This window comes from Streptomyces sp. NPDC021356 (assembly GCF_040641015.1).
Lineage (GTDB): Bacteria > Actinomycetota > Actinomycetes > Streptomycetales > Streptomycetaceae > Streptomyces.
In genome coordinates, this window is record NZ_JBFACU010000010.1 from 99028 (window position 1) to 116827 (window position 17800).

Sequence of the window (17800 nt, forward strand, 5' to 3'; positions counted from 1 at the left end):
AGGTGCCCAAAGACCCCGTCACCAGCGGAAACGCTGAGGCCGGGGTCTTCGCGTATGTGCAGCCGTATGCGGCCCGAGGCGGCCGTACGACGGGGTCTGTGGACTATTCGTGGACAGGGTCCGAGCGCGTCTGCCCAGGTCACAGCAGCTGCTTTGGAGCGGTCGCAGCCCGGCGTGCCGGTCCCGCACCAGATCCGCGGCGCCGAATACGCTGCGCCTGACTGCCACACGAGAACGGCTCGTCACGTCGCTCCGGACGGCACAGCCGCCGCATGCAGGAAGGGGTGTGGCGTGAGGTCTCCAGACGTACACCTGCGCGAGATCACTGACGCCAACCGGGATGCCGTTCGTGCCCTCCGCGTCCGCCGTGATCAGAAGCAGTTCGTCGCCTCCGTGTCCATGTCGCTCAAGCAGGCGGCACAGCACCCGGAGGCCAATCCCTGGTACCGCGCGGTGTACATCGGCGACGAGCCGGTCGGCTTCGTGATGCTGTCGTGGAAGCCGTCGGCTGGTCCTTACACAGGGCGGCACTTCATCTGGCGCCTCCTCGTCGACAAGCACCATCAGGGGCGAGGGATCGGCCGAGAGATTCTCACGCAGATCGCCGCCCTGGTTCGTGAGGACGGCGCCACAGAGTTGCTGACCAGCTACGATCCCGGCGATGGCGAACCGTTGCCCTTCTACCAAAAGTTCGGGTTCGAGCCCACCGGGGAGATCGACGACGGCGAGATCGTTCTCCGGATCGCCTTCCCCTCCCAGTAAGCGCACACGGGAAGCCGCAGACGGATTCCGGTAGCCACTTGACCAAGAGTTCGGTGGTCTCCGGAAGTCGACCAGCGGCCGGCGCCCTGGGAGGGCCGGCACACGACGACGCCCCCGGCCCGCACAGGGACCAGGGTGCCATGAGCGCACAGGACCGGAGGACCCGGAGACGCGGGACCGGCCTCCTCTGTTCAGTGGAGCGGAGGTTCCGTAATCGGGCGGCAGTTGGAGGGGCCGCCCTGACACGTCGGCTACCGGTAGAAGACGGCCACGCCGCCGTGGTGGGAGCAGGCGCCCTGGTGGTGTACGGCGTACGAGTACGTGCCGTCGTTGCACCGCGCCGTCGCACCGCCGCCGTCGGAGCTGGAGCCGCCCGACGAGTTGGATCCGCCGCTGGACGACGATCCGTCAGACGTCGAACTCTCCTCCGTTCCCGAGTCCGCGGCGGCGTGTGCGGTGACAGTCACCTTCACCTGGACCGTCTTCGTCGCCGTCACCGTCGGGGCCGGCTTCGGCTTCACGGTCTGCGTCGCCGTGGGTGTCGCGGTGGCCGTGACCGTCGGCTGCACCTTGTCGTTGGCCACCGGCTTCGTCGCGTCCGGGTTCTGGCCGGCGGCGCCGGCGCTGCCCACGCCGATGATGAACGCGAGGCCCAGAGCGGGAAGTACGAAACGTTTGCGGGCCCACTTCGGTGCCGGACGGGTGGACGGCGGTCCGGGCGGCGGCTGGAACGGTGGTTGAGGCTGGTGGTAGCTCACAGGACCCCCCTGTTTCAGTACGTGAGGGGTGAAGCTACCTGCGCCGACACGTTCGATGTGAGGGATCGGTGAAGGTAGTGACCTAGTTGTGACACTACAACTCTCAACCACCGCCAGGAGGAGGACGCACGCACCATGAGCGGGCGTCCGCTGCGGGACCAGGTCACAGTCCGTGTTCGTCCATCAGTCGCATCAGGTTGCGTTTGCGCTTCTGGGTGGTGCGCAGGGTCGTGACGTATGCGGTGAAGTCGTCCTGCGTGCCGAGGGCGCGGTGGCAGTCGCGCATGCTCAGGAGGAGGGCCACCAGTTCCTCGTAGGTGCGGCTGCCCGTCTGGTGGGTGAGGGGCTTGGCCAGGCGGAGGTAGGCGGCGAGGGCTTCGGCGGGGCGGGTGGCTCGGGAGGTGTCGGCGAGCGTGCGCCACTGGGTGTCGTGGGCGCCTGACGTCGTCGCCGCCTGCCAGGCCGCGTCGATGTCCCGGTCATCCAGTAGGACGTCCACCAGGACGGAGGTGCCTTGTGCGCCCTTCCTGTCGGCGCCGGCGCCGGCGTCCGCGCTCAGTAGGGCCAGGGCCTTCTTCCGCTCCGTCGGCCAGCATCGGGCGGCCTGGGCCGCTACGCGCAGTTGCCGGTAGGTGAGGAGGGTGCGGCGGGCCTTGAAGTGGTCGCTGCGCAAGGTTACGGCGTCGGTGAGGCGGTCGGCTCGGGTGTAGCGGTCGGTGAGGTGGTCGACCAGGGCGGTGTCGACGGTGGCGAGGTTCCCGGTGTCACGGAGGCCTCGTTCAGCCCACTCCAACGCTTCGGCAAAGCGGCCCGCGCTTTCCAGTTCGCGGGCGATGAGCAGGTGGGTGTGGCCGTTCGGTGCCAGGTCGGCCGCGTGTACGGCGATCACCGTGTCGACGTCCCGGCCCGCCTTGGCCAGCCGTTGCATCAGGTGCTTCTCCGCCCAGCCGGTGCGGTGGGCCTGCCACGCGAGGACGGCGTGCCGGCGCAGGGCTGCCGTGCCCCGCTCGCCCAGTACGTCCTCGTAGTCCAGCGGGTCGAGGTACGTCAGGTCGGCCGCCGCCTCGTCGACGGCGTGGCCGACCAGCCAGTGCGCGAGTTCCTCCGGGTCGGGGCGGGCCGCGCGGCAGGCGGTGTGGTGGAGGTCCGCGAGGTCGGCGCCGATCTGCCCGAGACGTCCGTCGGAGTCGTCGACGTTCTCGGCCGCCGCTGCCAGCAGGGCGATCGCCTCCCGCGCCAGGACCACCGCGTCCGCGGGGCGGTCGGAGGCCGTCAGTGCCCTGATCGCGGACACCGCCTGCCCGGCCTGGTCCGCGTAGGCGCGGGCGTCGGCGTACTCGACGTAGCCGTAGGACGCGAACGGGCCGATGTCCAGCAGTTCGCGGAGCCGCGAGCGGAGTGCGGCCAGGTCTCCACGGGCGCTCGCGGCTCGCAGTTCCAGACGTCGGCGTACGTTGCGGTCCTCGGTGATCTCGTTCCGTACGAGGGCGAGCAGTTCCTCGCGGGAGAGAGCCGACAACCAGGCGTCCAGGCCCCGCGCCCGGTTCCGGGCCGTCTTCCTCTGGCGGGGGAGGTCGGCCTTCTGGGCCAGCGCGACCAGGCCGAGCGCGACCAGGTGTTTGCAGAAGTTGCCCTCTTGGCCGTGCGGGCAGTCGCACTCTCCCGCCAGGCCCCGGGGACCGCCTAGGGTCAGCTCCGCCCCGTACCGGTGTGTGCCCTGGACCGATGCCCTGATCGAGTCGGTGCCGACCTCGATTCCGGACACCGCGTCCACGTATCCGAGTCCGCGTTCGAAGGAACGTGTCCCGGCCAGCGCTCTCAGTTTCGCCTCGGTGAGACCGACCACGACGTCACCCTAACGGCCGTCGGCCGGGGTTCCGTCCTCTGGTCTCCCCCTATGCCGTGGGCCGCGTCATGATGATGCGGGTGATCTCGACGCGGGACCTGGCGCCGAGTTTGCGGTAGGCGCGGGTGAGGGCCGCCTCGACGGTCTTGACGCTGAGGACGAGGCCTGCCGCTATCTCGCGGTTGGTGGCGCCCTGGGCGGCGCGGGTGACCACGCTGCGTTCGGTCGATGTGAGGTGTTCGGACCAGGAGGTGCCGTCGGGTACGGGGGCGCGGAGGTCGTCGGCGCGGTCGCGTTCGGCGCGGGTGACGGAGACCCAGGCGCGGGCCCCCGCCTTCGTGAAGATCCGCAGGGCGTCGGCGAACGCGGTGCGGGAGGCCGGTTCGTCGCCGAGGAGGCGGTGCGCCCTGCCCAGTGCCACGCGGGTGCGGGCCTCCTCCAAGGGGTAACCGGTGGCCCGGAGGCGTACTGCGGCCCGTGCGAAATCCGTTGCCGCGGCGGGGAGTTCGCCGCGGGCCGCTTCGACGGCCGCCGCCGCGCGGTCGAGGGTGGCCAGGACACCGGGCCGGCCGAGTCGCTCCGCCTGGTGGCGGGCGCGGGCGATGACGGCCTCCGCCTCGTCGGTCGCGCCGGTGCGGGCCAGCGCCTCGGCCAGGTCGGCGTGCCAGCGGCGGGTGGCGGGGTCTTTCTGGCCCTGCCCGGTCTCCAACTCGGCTGTTCGCCGCAGGAGTTCGGCCGCCTGTACGGGTTGCCCGCTGAACAGTCTGATCCGTCCTTCGGCGTGCAGCGCGCGGGGCAGGAAGAGGCGGTCGTCGTCGTCCTCGCTGTGCCGGCGGGCGGTCTCCGCCGCGGTGAGCGCCTGGCTCAGGCTGCCGCCCGCCGTCTCGGCGAGGGCGACCGTGTACCAGGCGGGGCCTTGGCTGAGCCCCGCCTGTTCGGTGATGCGCAGGCTCTGCCGGGCGATGGTCAGGGCCGGGCGGCAGCGGCCGCGCGCGATCTCGACCTGGGCGAGGCCGTTGAGGCACTGGCTGAGGCTGTCAGCCGAGCCCCGCTGCCGCAGCGTGTAGACGAGGGTGCGCAGTTCGGCGCGGGCCTCGTCGAGTTCGTCGCGGACCAGGTGGAAGCGGTGCTTGAGGTAGGTGGGGCCGTTGTGGTGGGTCATGGCGTGCACGTCGTGGGGGGCGGCGAGCGCGGCGGCCAGGGTCGTCTCGGCCCGCGGGTGGCCCAGGAAGAGTTCGAGGGCCGCCTGCTGGGTCAGTGCCATGAGTTCGGTGCGGCGGTCGCCCGAGCGCGCCGCGAGGCGTGCGGCTCGTACCGCGTGGTCGTGGGCGCGCACCGCCGAGCCGCCGACCATCCAGGCGCGCCAGCTCATCCGGTAGTGGAGCTGGGCGAGGAGCCCGGGGTCCCGTCCGGCGTCGTGCACCGCTTCGGGGAAGACGTCGGTGATCTCGGCCATGGCCTGGCCACAGGAGTCGATGACCACGTTCCAGGCGCGGACCCGGTCGGCGGGGCGGTCGGCCTCGCCGAGGACTTCGTAGGCGAGTTGCCTGGCGAAGTCGAGGTCTCCGGCCTCGATGCCGTCCTCGGCGGCGGTGAGGCGGCGGTCGATGTCGACGTGGGTCTGACCGGCGGGCGTGTACTCGGCTGCCATGCGGCCCAGTCTCGCCGCGGTTCCGGGGGCGCCGCGGCGGCGGGCGGCGCGGGCGGCGTCGGCGAGCCCGGCGGCGACGGCCGGGTCGGGGCCCGCGGCGAGCCGGGCGATGTGGTGGGCGCGCTCGACCGGGTCGTCGGAGGCCTCGGCCAGGGCGCGGTGGGCGCGCGTCAGGCGTTCGTACGGGGTCACGGTCCGCAGGACCATCGGTGTCAGTGGGTCCTGGAACCTGATGATGCCGTGGTCGAAGGCCCGTGGGCTGTGCAGGACGCCGTGCCGTACGCAGGTGTCCACGTCGGCGGCGGCGTGGTGGCGGCCCGCGCGCCGCAGCAGTTCCACCGTGGGACGGACGGCCGTGCCCGCGGTGATCAGGGTGTGCCGGGCGCTCGGGGGGAGGGCGTCTATCCGGTCGAGGATCGGGCGGCGCAGGGAGTCGGGGACGGGGAGCGGTTCGGTCGGGCCGGGCAGGTCGGCGCCCTCGATGCGGAGGCGTTCGTCGAGGGCGGCGCTGAGTTCGAGGGCGGTGCGCGGGGTGCCTGCGCTCGCCTGGTGCAGCCGGGCGACGAGCGGGCGGGGCCAGGCGGGGTGGTCGTGTGCGTCGAGCAGTTCGGCGGTCTGGTGGGCGGTCAGGGGCGGGACCTGGATCCGGCGGACCGGTGGCGGGCACAGCTCCTGTGCCTCGGGTCCGTGGCGCAGGAGCTGTGCCTCGGGTCCGTGGCACGGCTCCTGCGCCGCCTGTGCCTCGGGGCCGTCCGCGGTGGGCTCCGTGCGCAGGGCGACGAGCACCGAGGGGCCGCCGTCCGGGCCGGGCCCCGCGCGGCGGGCGGGGGTCCGGCGGGCGAGGAAGGCGAGGACGTCCGCGGTGGGCCGGTCGAGCCACTGGGCGTCGTCGACGACGAGCAGGAGCGGGCGGGAGCCGGACAGGTGGGCGAGGAGTCTGTGCACCGCGATCCGCAGGACGAGTGCGTCGCGTCCGGTGGCCGGGTCGGTGCCGGCGGCCGGTGCGCCGCGCAGCAGGGCCGCTTCGAGCACGGTGCGTTCGTGGGCGGCCAGGGCGGCGAGGGCGTCGTCGCCGACCGGGGCCAGCAGGTCGATGAGGCCGAGGAAGGGGCTGTCGCGTTCGGCCGGGGAGGGCGCGCAGCGCAGGACCTGCCGGCCCCGGGCGGTCGCGTCCGTGACCAGTTGGGACACGACGGTGGTCCGGCCGATGCCGGCCGGGCCGGTGAGCAGGACTCCGCCGCCGCCGGCCAGGTGGGTCCGTACGGTGTCGCAGAGGGCATCGCGTCCGACGACGGGCGGCCGGGGACGTGCTGCCGGGCGGTCCGCCGGCGGGGTGGTCGGCTCGGTCATCGGAGACCCTTCCGGACACAGCCTCGTTCATGCCTCGGGTTCGCCGGACACGAGTACTGGTACGAGTACGAGTACCTGTACGAGCACCTGCGCGGGTACCGATCATGAACCTGCCATTCACGCGCCGCGCCGAATGTAGGACCGCCCTCGGTGAAAGGTCAAGACCAATGAAGGCCGCCGGCACCGGGGGCGGACGGTGGGCGGACGTGCGGACCGGGCCGCTGGCGGGGAGACCGACGGCCCGGTCGTGTCAAGGAGTTGTCAGTAAGCTGCCATGCGCTGGGTCAGCAGGCGCCCTCGTCCTTCCAGACGGCCCAGGAACCCGGCGCGCCCGGCTCGGCGCCGGTCGAGTACCACTGCGAGGACCACTTGTGGCCGTCGTACGAGACCTGGTCGCCCGGCGTGTAGCCGGTGGTCGCGCTCCAGGCCGGCAGGTCGCCGCAGCCGCCGGGCGGGGTGCCGCCGCCGGTGACGGTCCAGGTGAAGGAGGCCGAGCCGGTGGCGTTGTCGGTGTTCTTCGCCGTGACGGTCACGGAGGAGGTGCCGGCGGTGGTCGGCGTGCCCGTGATGCGGCCGGTGGAGGAGTCGATCGACAGCCCGGCGGGAAGGCCGGTCGCGCTGTAGGTGAGCTTCTCACCGCCGGGGTCGCTCGCCTGGATCTGCAAGGAGACGGCGGTGCCGACCGTGCCGTTCTGGCTGCCCGGGTTGGTCACCGACGGCGCGCCCGGCTGCCCGCCGCAGTTGCCCGGGCCGGGTACCGGGTCGGCGCCGGTGACGCTGACCGCCGCCCAGGCGGCCTCGACGGTGTCGTACTCGGCGCAGTGCGCGCCGTACAGGTCGGCGGCCGCCTTCAGCGAGTCGATGCGGGCCTGGTGGTAGTCCTCGCTGCTGTTGGCGTAGGAGGCCAGCGCCTTGTACCAGATCTTGGCGGCCTTGTCGTTGCCGATGCCGTTGACCGTGGAGCTGTTGCAGGTGGGGCTGTTGCCGTAGCCGTGGTCGCCGCTGCCGACGGCCAGCAGGAAGAACCAGTGGTTGAGCGGGCCCATCGAGTAGTGCGGGTCGAGGCTGCCGTTGCCGCTGTTCCAGCAGTTGGGCGACTGGCCGTCCAGGGACGGGTTGTACATGTAACGCAGGGGGCGGTTGTCGCCGTTGATGTCGATGAGCTCGCCCATGGTGTAGTCGGGCGTGTCCACCGGGTTGTTCGCGTAGAACTCGACCATGGTGCCGAAGATGTCGCTGGTGCCCTCGTTCATGCCGCCGGTCTCGCCGGTCTCGTCCCAGCCGGTGAGGGCGCCGCTGACGCCGTGGCTCATCTCGTGTCCCGCGACGTCGAGTTCGACCAGCGGACGGGCGTTGCCCTGACCGTCGCCGTACGTCATCTGGGAGCCGTCCCAGAAGGCGTTCACGTACGCGTTGCCGTAGTGCGTGCGCGACGGTACGCCCCGGCCGTCGCCGAAGATGCCGTTGCGTCCCTGGACGTTCTTGTAGTAGTCGAACGTCTTCGCCGCGCCGTAGTGCGCGTCGACGCCGGCGGAGGCGGGGTCGCTGTCGGAGCCGTTGCCGAAGTTGCCGCTGGAGCTGGTGAAGACCGAACCGGTGCCGCTGGTGGCGTGGTTGAGGTTGGTCGTGTAGCCGTTGCCGTGCACCGGGTCCTGCATCGAGTAGCCGCTGCCGGACTGCGTGACGTCGAGGGAGACCCGGCCGCTGTAGATCGACTGGCCGCTGCCCGCAGCGGCCTGCGCGGCGGCGGCCTGCGCGGCGACGGCCTTCGGGGCGGCGGCCCGGGCTGCGGCACCTCCCGCGCGTGCGGTGCGCGCGGCGCCCTCGGCGGCGAAGGTGTCCACCTCGTCGCTGGTGCGTACGACCTTGCCGGTACGGGCGTCCACCAGGACGTGCAGGCGGCTCGGCGTCCGGTCCGGGCGTACACCGCTGACGACGGTCTCCCAGACCAGGGCGGCGCGGGGCCCCCTCATCTGGACGGCGAGGTGCGAGGCGGACACGGACTCGACACGGCCGTCGAACCTGGCCCTCGACACCTTCGCGGCGCGCGAGGCGGGCAGGGCGGGCTCGGTGGAGACCGCCCCGGACGCCTGCGATCCGGTGGCCAGCGACGCGTACGTGCCGTCCTTCTTCAGGTGCACGATGACGTCGCCGCCGTAGGTCGGCAGCCCCTTGTACTTCCGGTCGAACCGGACGGCGGCGGAGCCGTCCCGGTCGACCACCAGGTTCCGGACGAAGAAGGCGTCCCCGGCGGCCTTGTGGGCGGCGCCCGCGTGGGCCGCCAGCGCCTTGCGCGCGTCGTCGACGACGCGGCCGCGCACGGCGGGCGCCGGGTTCGCGGTGTACGGTGCCGCCGCGAAGGCCGCCGGACCGGCGGCGGGGGCGGAGGGGTGGGGACGCGGCTGCGACGCCGGCGCCGCCACGGCGGCGGGCAGGGCGATCGCGGACGCGGACACGCAGGCCAGAGTGACCGTCAGCAGACGTGCGGCTCTTGGTATGTCCATGGGACGGGGAGTTCCTTTCGCCTCGTGCGGGTGAACGCCCGCCACTGCGTCGCACAGCGGTGAGGGAGGCAGCGCACACCCACGGGTGCCGTCGGCCCCGCCCACGAACGGAGCGGAGCCGACGCACGAGTGTCGGGAACCGGAGCCGGGGGCGGACAGGCAGTGGGGCGAGGGTGAGGGGTTTCCCTATCGCGGGGAAGGGCCTGCCCCCGGTACGGACCCGCACGGACCCATGCGGACCCATGCGGACCCGTACGGACGCATGCGGACCCATGCGGACCCGTACGGACTCATGCGGACTCAGGGATTCCGTAAATAATCGAAGGTTCAGGCGATTTATCCGCGCAAGATGTCTGGTGCGCTGCTCGTGCCCGTTCCTAGACTGCCGCTGCTTCTCCGGCCGGATCCGGCCGGTCGTTCGTCATCAGGCTCGCGCCGCCCGATCGGCGGCGCCTCGCGAGGAGGTTCCGACCATGGTCAAGCACTACCTCAAGTACGCCCTGAGCACCCTGTCCGCCGCGATGTTCGCGCACATGGCCTGATTTCCGGGCCACGGTACGGGCGGAGACGAGGGGCTGCGGGCGCGCGGTGCGCGGCCGGTGCCTGGTTCTCCGTCCGTACCGGGGCCGTTCACCGCAAGCCGGTTCCTCCGTCCGTCCCACCGCTTCCCCGGCACCCGGTTCCTCAGTCCCGTCGCGATCGGTACGTCGGCCCGTCAGGAGGGCTCCCCTTGTTCGGCACCGCCCTGAGTCAGCTCCGCTACGGCATGGCCGTGCTGCGCAACAGCAGGATCCGGCCGCAGGACCTGGAGCGGATCGCCCGTGACCTGGTCGCCACGCTGGAGGAGTTCGGCGCGCCCGGGGCCGACTCGGCGCTGCTGCCGGGGCAGGCCGGGCAGATCGATCCCGAGGTGCGGCGGACCGTCACCCGGCGGAGTCTGCGGGCCACGGCGCGCGCCGCGGTCCGGCACACCGCCTACTACCGGCACCTGTTCGGCGAACTCGGCCTGGACGCCGACGCCCTCGACCCGTACGCCGACGGCACCGGTCCCGACAGCTGGGGGCGTGTGCCCGTCACGCCCAAGAAGGCGCTGCGCGGCATGCCCGGGGCCTTCGTGTCCGCCGCGGCGCGGCCCGCGCTGGCCGCCCTCACCACGGGGACCAGCGGCACCCCCACCGCGGTCTGGTACTCGCGCGCCGAACTCGACGTCACCATCGCGCTCAGCACCATCTCGGCCGTCCTCGGCATGGGCCTGCGCCCGCACCACACCCTCGCCTACGCCGGCTGCTCCCGGGCCACCCTTCCGCTGCTCAACGCCGAGGAGTCGACGACCCGGGTGGGCGCATCCTTCCTCCAGTTCGGCACGCTCGAACCCGCCCTCGCGCTCGACCGGCTCGCCGCGCCGCTCGGACTGCCGGGCAAGGCGCCCCAGATCACCCACCTCAGCACCTCGGCCTCCTACCTCTCCGCGCTGGTGCACCGGGCCGAGCGGGACGGCTGGCGGCCCGGGGACTTCGGGCTGCGCAGCGTCGGAGTGGGCGGCGAGGTGCTGTCAGGCCCGCTGCGCGAACGCGCCGAGGCGGTGTTCGGAGCGCGGGTGACGTCCTCGTACCTGATGACCGAGACGCTGCCCTCCGGGGGTACGCCGTGCGGCGCCGGACACCTGCACCACACCACCGAGTTCGGCCACCTCGAGGTCCTGGACCCGCGGACCTGGGAGCCGACGCCGCCCGGCGGCACCGGGGTGATCGTGCACACGCCGTACTTCCCCTACCGGGAGTGCACCCTGCTGCTGCGCTACGCCACCGGTGACCTGGTCCGCAGGCCCGCCACCGCGCCCGGCTGCGAACTGGCCCACCTGCCCGCCACCTCCGAGGTCCTCGGCCGCTGGACCGGCCAGCTCAGCACCGCCCTGACCACCCGCGACCTGCTCGACCTCATCGAGGCCGAGCCCGAGGTGCCGCTGCCGGCCCGGTACGCGGTGACCGAACAGCCCGGTGGCGGCGCGCTGGTGCACCTGCTCGTCCCGGCACTGCCGGCCACCGCGCTGCGCGCCCGCCTGGAGGAGCGGGCGGCGGCCGCGGGGCTGCCCCTGGCGGGGCTGGTCCTGTACGACGACCGGTCGGCGATGCCGCCCACCAGCCCGCTCCGCGCCGATCTGCGCGAGCACAGCTTCGAGGCGGTGGCCCGGCCCGGCCTGCCCGACCGGCCCGGGCCCGGGCGTACGCCCGCCGTGGCCGCGCACGGCGGCGCGGCGGCCTGCGAGGAAGGGGGCACCGCGTGAACGGGGCCGCCCTGGTGGCGCTGAGCTGCTGCGTGGCCGCGCTCATGGCCGTGGCCGGTGCCTACCTGGCCCGCGTCGTCATGCCCAGGCCCCCCGTGGGTGTCTACGCGCCGGCGGACATCGCCGTGCTCTGCGTCGGGGTGGTCGTGGCGCCGCTGTTCTACGCCGGGTTGCCCGGCGCCTGGGTGTCGGCACTGTTCGGCCTGGTGTTCTGCCTGGCCGTGCAGTTCACGCTGGCGCCGCTGTGCTCAGGGCGCTGGGCCTGGTGCCTGGCGCTCGCCGCGACCGGCGCGACCGCGGGGGCCGCCGTCTGGTCCACGGCGGCCTGGGTGCGCGTGGGCACCGACGTGCTGCTGGCCGTCGCGGTGGTGGGCGTGGCCAACCTCTGGGCGCAGAGCGGGATGCGCTCGGCCCATGTGGCCTCCCTGGCCGCCGCGTTGACCTGCTACGACCTGGTCGCCACCACGCTGACCGACGTCACCGGGAACTTCTTCGAGCAGGTGCGCGGGCGGCCCTTCGCCCCGCTGCTCGCGCTCACCGGCGGCGCGCATCCGGTCGCCGTCGGGCTCGGGGACCTGCTGCTGCTCGTGCTGTTCCCGCTGGTGGCGGCGAAGGCGTACGGCCGGGGCGCGGCGCTGCTGGCGGGGGCCGTCGGGGTCGTCGTCACCAGTGCGGTCAGCGTGCTGTTCGCGGCGGGGACGCTGACGGAGGGCTTTCCGCTGCTGACCGCGCTGGGGCCGCTGATCGTCGTACAGCACCTGGTGTGGTCGCGGCGGGCGGGCGGTGAGCGGACCACGGCCGAGTGGCGTGCGGGTGCGGTGGCGCCCGCGCCGCGGCCGGGCGCTCTCGGGCCGGATGCCCGACTGACCGCGGCCGTCGGCCTGACGGCGTCCGGCCGGCAGGCTGCCTCCGGCGTTCCGGCGGCTTCCGGCGTTCCGGCGGCTTCCGGCGGTCCGGGGGCTTCCGGCGGTCCGGTGGCCTCCGGAGCGCCGGCAGAGGGCAGTTGGGTCGTCCTGCGCGACGGTCGTGTCGTCGGGACCGGTGCCTCCCCCGGGCTGGCCCGTCGCGACGCCCGCGAGCGCGGGGAGGACGGGAAGAACGGGAGGAACGGGGAGGACGGGAAGGAGGGAGATACGGGCGCCGGAGGGCTGGTGGCCCGGCTCCTGTGAATGAACGCACGGGCCCGGCGGGGCAGAACGCGGCGGAGCCCGGGAGGCGTATCCAGCTCCCGGGCTCCTGGGGCTGCCACCCCATTGCGCACGCCGATGGCGTTTAAGAGTACGGATCCTTTTCAGGCCGTCGTGTTCTTCCTTTGAACTACCGCACCGCGAAGAGGTGCAGGCGAGAGTCGAACTCGCATCCGGCGGCGGTCGTCCGTACCCGGTCGCACCGGCGATCGGTGGCGAATGCTGAAGCTTGAGCGAGAGTCTGAGTCTGAGCGCGGCGACGAGTCTCGGCCCGCCGCCCCGTGATTCAGGCTGAACGTCAGTTTCAGCTTGCGCTCACGACGCGTACCGGTGCTCAATCCGGTCCGCGTCCGTTGCGCACCCCCGCGCTCGCACGCGGGGGCGATCATGGAGCCACCGTGGTCCGCCGGGCGGATCAGGCGAACAGGTAGCCGAACACCGCGTCCCCCACCCGCTGGTCGGTGACGTCCGTGCCGTTGGCCTCCTCGCGCGCGAACTTCACCGCCTGCTGGAGCTTCTCCACCCGGTCCAGCAGCTCGTTCACCCGCCGCGCGGGGAGGGCTCCGGAGAACTTCACCGTCGTCCAGTAACCGATCGGGACGTCCTCGTGGTAGACCTCGACCTGGGCGGGGTGCTTGTCCGTCGCCTCCGCCTTGACGTGGTTGCGCGGCACCTTCTTCGTGCGGATCGTGCGCACCGGGTCCGTCTTCCACCAGTCCGTCGACGGGTCGAGCGTCCACGACTCGGCGGCGTCCAGCACCGGGAGCTTCCTGACGAAGGCGTGCAGCTCGGTGAGCTGCTTCTCCAGGAAGAGCAGGTAGCTGACCGGGACCTCGGCGATGACGGTCCGGCCGTCCACCGTGACGTCCGCGCAGGCCGTGCGGTTCGCCCAGTCCTTCGTCGCGGTCACGTCGAACAGCCGGGTCAGGGAGGCCGCCGTCTCCCGCAGGATCTCCTCGGCCTTGACCTGCACCCGGGTGGACTCGGGCGGCAGCTGCTCGCCCTCCTCGTCCTTGGGCTGGTACGTCCGCGAGATGCCGGCGAGCAGTGCGGGCTTCTGCACCTTCTGGTGTGCCGCCGCGCCGTCCTGGAGCGCTTTGCTCTTGACGCCCTTCTCGACAGCGATGATCTGGTTGAGCTTGGTCACGGTTCCCCCTTCGAGCACCGCCAACCTAGCCCGCCGGAGGCACCGGCCTCACCTTCTTTTTTCACGGCCCCGACCGCCACTGGGCCCCCGCCCGCACCCCGCCCCCGCGTCTGACGTGCCGTAGGTCACACGCCAACACCCCGGACCCGCTCCGCGTGCGTGAGCCGGCGCACACCCCCGCCACGGCGCGGCGCCAACCCGCGGAGTATGCACGGCACTTGCTGATATTCGCACAGACGTCCTGTTTGGGACCCGTATCTATTTTCATGCCTTTCTGGCAATTTGCCCCCTTAACTCTGGATAGTCCGCCGCACGACATCTCGGGCCACAGGAAGCAGTACGGATATGTCCACTTCATCCGATACGCCAGAAGTCCCCCTCCACCCCCACGCAGTTACCGCCGCCGAGGTCGTCCCCGGCGATCTGGCCGCCCTCTCACTCGCGCAGGCCGAGCGGCAGGAGTGGTGTGTCGTGATGCACACCCTGCCCGAGTCGCCGGAGACGATCCACGTCACCCTGCGCCCCCCGCTCGGCGGCCCGGACCGTGACGTGGTCCTGGCGCGCGGGCAGGAGGTGGTCGTCGCCGGGCGCCGGCTGGACGTCGCGGCCGTGCCCGCCGTGTCGTCGCCGCGGCTGGACGCCGTCGAGTTCCGGGACGGGGACGTCGTCACCCGGCTGCGGGCCGTCGACCCGGAGGGCGTCGAGGTGACGTACCGGCGGCGGTGGGGCCGCTGGCACCGCGATCTGGACACCAGGACGGCGCAGACCGTCTCCGACGACGTCGTGCGCGGCTGGGCCGCCGACGCCGACCGCGCGGGATACGTCGTACGCCACCACGGTCGCCCCGCACGCGAGCCCTCGGCGGCCGGGCCGCGGCGGGTCGTCGTGACCGGGCTCGGAGCCATCACGCCGCTCGGTTGCGGGACGGGCGAGCTGTGGCAGGGGCTGCTCGACGGGCGGCACGGGATACGGGAACTGGAGGGCGAGGAGTTCGCGGACCTGCCGGTACGCACCGCCGGTGTCGTGCCCGTGGACCCCGCCGCCCTGCTGCCCCGGGCCGCCGCCCGGCGGATGAACCGCGCCGCCCAGTTCGCCGTGCTCGCGGCCCGCGAGGCGTGGGGCGACGCCGGGTTCGCCGAGGGCGGCACCCGGGAGAGCGGGCTCGATCCGGAGCGGGTCGGCGTCAGCCTCGGGGCCATCCTCGGCGATGCCTCCGTCCTCGTCGGCGGGGACCGGAAGCTGCGGGAGAAGGGGCCGCGCGGGGTGTCCCCGCTCACCACCCCCATGACCGTGCCCTCCCAGGCCGCCTCCCAGGTCTCGCTCGACCTGCACATCACCGGGGAGGCCCGGACCGTGACCAGCGCCTGCGCCTCCGGCACCGAGGCGATCGGACAGGCCGTCGACCGCGTGCGGTACGGCCGCGTCGACGTCGCCCTGGCCGGGGGCGCCGAGGCCGTCGTCACGCCGGCGATCATGGCGTCGTTCGCCGCCATGCGGGCCCTGTCCGACCTGAGCCCGGCGGACGGCGCGTCGCCCTCGCGGCCCTTCGCCAAGGACCGCGCCGGGTTCGTCAACGGGGAGGGCGCCGGCATCCTCGTCCTGGAGTCCGAGGAGCACGCCCGTGCCCGGGGCGCCCGGATCTACTGCGAGGCCGCCGGGTGGGGGCTGTCCGCCGACGCGCACCACATGGCGGCGCCCGACCCGTCGGGCGGCGGTGTGGCGCTCGCGCTGCGCCGGGCCGTGCGGGACGCGGGCGGGCACATCGTCGACGTCGTCCACGTCAACGCCCACGCCACCGCCACCACGGAGGGCGACCTCGCCGAGGCCGGGGCGCTGCGGGCCGTGCTCGGGGCGGGCGGCGGCGAGGTGCCCGTCACCGCGCTCAAGGGGCACCTCGGGCACCTCCAGGGGGCGGCGGGCGGCGTCGAGGCCGTCGCCGCCGTGCTCACCCTGCACCACGGTGTCGTACCGCCGACCGCCGGCTGCGCCGAGGTCGACGAGGAGATCGGGCTCGACGTCGTCACCGGCGGGCCGCGCGCGCTGCCGGGCGCCGGTGACCTGGTCCTCAGCAACTCCTTCGGCTTCGGCGGCCACAACGCCGTACTGGCTCTGCGGCGGCTTCCTGCGGCGCACCAGGAGGCCGTGCGCTGAGCCCTGCGGGCGTCGGCCCTGCCGCGCTAAGCCGTGCGCTTGCGGGCCGCCGCCTTCTTCGCCGGGGTCTTCTTCGCGGTCGCCTTGCCGGCCGACGCGGTCTTCTTCGACTGCGCCGACTTGGACGTCGATTTCCTGGCCGACCCGGCACCGGAGGCGGACGCGGAGGCGGTCTTCTTCGCGGAGGAGGCCGTCTTCTTCGCGGCCCCCTTCCCGGACGCCGTCCTCTTTGGGGCGGAGCGGGCCGCCTTGCGGCGCGGGAGGTGTCTGACCTCGGCCTCCGCCGAGGTCCCGGCCTCCTGGGCGCCCCCGCCCGCGGCCTGCGCCTCCCCCTCCTCCTCGCCCCGGGACCGCCGGGCCGCCCGCACGCTGTTCTCCAGGGCCGCCATCAGGTCGAGGACCTTGCCGCCGGGGGCCGGCCCGGGAGCCTCGGGGGGTGCCTCGCCGGAGGCCTTCGCGGCGATGACCTCCTCCAGCGCCTCGCGGTACTCGTCGTGCAGGTCCGCCAGGTCGACCTCGCCGAGGGTGTCCATCAGGGCGTCGGCGAGGTCCAGCTCCTGGTCGCGGACGGTGACGTCGGTCTCCGGGGCCACCCCCTGCGGGGCGCGGATCTCGTCCGGCCACAGCAGGCCGTGCATGGCGATGACGTCGTCCACCACGCGGAGCATGCCCAGGCGCTCGCGCCCGCGCAGGGCGAACTTCGCGATCGCCACCCGCCTGCTGCGCTTGAGGGCCTCGCGCAGCAGGGTGTAGGGCTTGGCGGCCGGGGCGCCGCTCGCGGCCAGGTAGTAGGCGTGCTCCATCTGGAGGGGGTCGATCCGGTCGGCCGGCACGAAGGCCACGATGTCGATCGTCCGCGCGGTCGGCAGCGGCAGATGGGCCAGGTCCTCGTCGGTGATGGGGACGATGGACCCGTCCGCGTCCTCGTACCCCTTGCCGATCTCCCCCTGGGTGACCTCGCGGTCCTCCAGCTCGCACACCTTGCGGTAGCGGATCCGGCCGCCGTCCTCCGTGTGGATCTGGCGGAAGGAGATGGTGTGGTTCTCGGTGGCGTTCACCAGCTTGATCGGGATGCTGACCAGGCCGAACGAGATCGCGCCGTTCCAGATGGATCGCACGTGCAGCACCTTCCGGGGTCGGTTCGGCGGGGCTTTTCGTTCTGTTGTCCAGGTTTCACGTGATGTACGTGCTTTTCTTATCGTATGGCGCCGATCACAGTGGTGGAGGGGCGACGGCTCGCGCTCAGCAACCTGGACAAGGTGCTGTATCCCGCCACCGGGTTCACCAAGGGCGAGGTGCTGCACTACTACGCGACCGTCGCCGACGTGCTGCTCCCCCACCTGCGCGACCGGCCGCTGTCCTTCCTGCGGTATCCCGACGGGCCGGCCGGCCAGGTCTTCTTCGTCAAGAACGTCCCGGCCGGTACGCCCGAGTGGGTGACGACGGCCGAGGTGCCGCGCTCGGAGGGCCCGGCCCGGATGGTGCTCGTGCAGGACCTGCCGAGCCTGATGTGGGCCGCCAACCTGGTGACCGAGTTCCATACGCCGCAGTGGGTGATCGGGGCGCCGGGCGAGGCCGACCGGATCGTCTTCGATCTCGACCCGGGGCCGCCCGCGACCGTGGTCGACTGCTGCCGGGTGGCCCTGTGGCTGCGGGAACGGCTGGCGGCGGACGGGATCGAGGCGTACGCGAAGACCTCCGGGTCCAAGGGGCTGCACCTGCTGGCCGCGGTGCGCGGGGCGTCCGCGGAGCGCACCTCGGCGTATGCGAAGGGGCTGGCCGTTCAGGCGGAGAAAGCGATGCCCCGGCTCGTGGTGCACCGGATGACGCGGAGTCTGCGGCCGGGCAAGGTGTTCGTCGACTGGAGCCAGAACGCCGCGCGCAAGACGACGGCGGCGCCCTACACCCTGCGGGCGCGTGCGGAACCTACGGTGTCGGCACCGGTGACATGGGAGGAGGTCGCCGACTGCCGCACGCCGAAACGGCTCGACTTCAAGGCGGGGGACATCGCGCCCCGCGTCCAGGACTTCGGCGACCTGCTGGCCCCCCTCCTGGACCCGGAGGGGGGCGGGGCACCGGAGGTGCCGTGAGCGGCTGCGGTGCCACGGGTCGCCGCGGTGCCACGGGAAGCTGCGGTGCCACGGGAAGCTGCGGTGCCAC

The 17800-nt window shown here is 73.0% G+C and carries 11 protein-coding genes; 5 read left to right on the forward strand and 6 right to left on the reverse strand.

Translation table 11 applies throughout. The features are described 5' to 3' along the window. The first annotated feature begins 291 nt into the window (after nt 1–291). Nucleotides 292–762: a GNAT family N-acetyltransferase gene (locus AB0G56_RS15635; protein WP_360969351.1), complete on the forward strand. Its 471-nt coding sequence runs from the start codon at nt 292–294 to the stop codon at nt 760–762. 251 nt (nt 763–1013) lie between these two features. Here AB0G56_RS15635 and AB0G56_RS15640 read toward each other — a convergent pair whose 3' ends face one another. The 4 genes from AB0G56_RS15640 to AB0G56_RS15655 form a co-directional block, all read right to left on the reverse strand. Beyond that, nucleotides 1014–1520, reverse strand: a complete 507-nt coding sequence (locus tag AB0G56_RS15640; RefSeq protein WP_360969353.1) for a DUF3761 domain-containing protein — start codon at nt 1518–1520, stop codon at nt 1014–1016. A 163-nt stretch (nt 1521–1683) separates the two neighbouring features. Next, nucleotides 1684–3366 carry a hypothetical protein gene (locus tag AB0G56_RS15645; protein ID WP_360969355.1) on the reverse strand — a complete coding sequence of 561 codons (1683 nt, stop codon included), beginning with the start codon at nt 3364–3366 and terminating at the stop codon, nt 1684–1686. A gap of 49 nt (nt 3367–3415) precedes the next feature. Beyond that, a complete protein-coding gene (locus tag AB0G56_RS15650; RefSeq protein WP_360969357.1) occupies nt 3416–6367 on the reverse strand; it encodes an AAA family ATPase in 2952 nt (983 codons plus the stop codon). A gap of 284 nt (nt 6368–6651) precedes the next feature. Next, complete coding sequence (locus tag AB0G56_RS15655) at nt 6652–8871, reverse strand: M4 family metallopeptidase (RefSeq protein WP_360969358.1); 2220 nt, start codon at nt 8869–8871, stop codon at nt 6652–6654. A 730-nt stretch (nt 8872–9601) separates the two neighbouring features. On the opposite strand from AB0G56_RS15655, the gene AB0G56_RS15660 reads away from it, so the two are divergent. Next, nucleotides 9602–11155 (forward strand): phenylacetate--CoA ligase family protein, encoded by a 1554-nt coding sequence (locus AB0G56_RS15660; RefSeq protein ID WP_360969360.1) that lies wholly within the window; start codon nt 9602–9604, stop codon nt 11153–11155. Further along, nucleotides 11152–12324 carry a hypothetical protein gene (locus AB0G56_RS15665; RefSeq protein WP_360969362.1) on the forward strand — a complete coding sequence of 391 codons (1173 nt, stop codon included), beginning with the start codon at nt 11152–11154 and terminating at the stop codon, nt 12322–12324. The genes AB0G56_RS15660 and AB0G56_RS15665 overlap by 4 nt, the downstream gene beginning before the upstream one ends. Nucleotides 12325–12757: 433 nt before the next feature. Here the strand turns inward: AB0G56_RS15665 and AB0G56_RS15670 are convergent, their stop codons facing one another. Continuing rightward, a complete protein-coding gene (locus AB0G56_RS15670) occupies nt 12758–13489 on the reverse strand; it encodes a hypothetical protein (RefSeq protein ID WP_360969364.1) in 732 nt (243 codons plus the stop codon). Between the two features lie 345 nt (nt 13490–13834). Here AB0G56_RS15670 and AB0G56_RS15675 point away from each other — a divergent pair, with 345 nt between their 5' ends. Beyond that, the gene (locus AB0G56_RS15675; RefSeq protein WP_360969365.1) at nt 13835–15640 is read left to right on the forward strand and encodes a beta-ketoacyl-[acyl-carrier-protein] synthase family protein; all 1806 of its coding nucleotides are present in this window, start codon (nt 13835–13837) and stop codon (nt 15638–15640) included. Nucleotides 15641–15666: 26 nt separating this feature from the next. Here AB0G56_RS15675 and AB0G56_RS15680 read toward each other — a convergent pair whose 3' ends face one another. Beyond that, a complete protein-coding gene (locus AB0G56_RS15680) occupies nt 15667–16758 on the reverse strand; it encodes a Ku protein (RefSeq protein WP_360969367.1) in 1092 nt (363 codons plus the stop codon). Nucleotides 16759–16842: 84 nt separating this feature from the next. On the opposite strand from AB0G56_RS15680, the gene ligD reads away from it, so the two are divergent. Beyond that, on the forward strand, nt 16843–17730 hold the full coding sequence (ligD, locus tag AB0G56_RS15685) for a non-homologous end-joining DNA ligase (RefSeq protein WP_360969368.1): 888 nt from the start codon (nt 16843–16845) through the stop codon (nt 17728–17730). The last annotated feature ends 70 nt before the right edge of the window (nt 17731–17800 follow it).

Bases quoted from the DNA above. Each gene is read 5' to 3' on its own strand.
- AB0G56_RS15650 (WP_360969357.1), bottom strand. From the start codon at position 6,367: ATGACCGAGCCGACCACCCCGCCGGCGGACCGCCCGGCAGCACGTCCC.
- AB0G56_RS15655 (WP_360969358.1), bottom strand. From the start codon at position 8,871: ATGGACATACCAAGAGCCGCACGTCTGCTGACGGTCACTCTGGCCTGC.
- AB0G56_RS15675 (WP_360969365.1), top strand. From the start codon at position 13,835: ATGTCCACTTCATCCGATACGCCAGAAGTCCCCCTCCACCCCCACGCA.
- ligD (WP_360969368.1), top strand. From the start codon at position 16,843: ATGGCGCCGATCACAGTGGTGGAGGGGCGACGGCTCGCGCTCAGCAAC.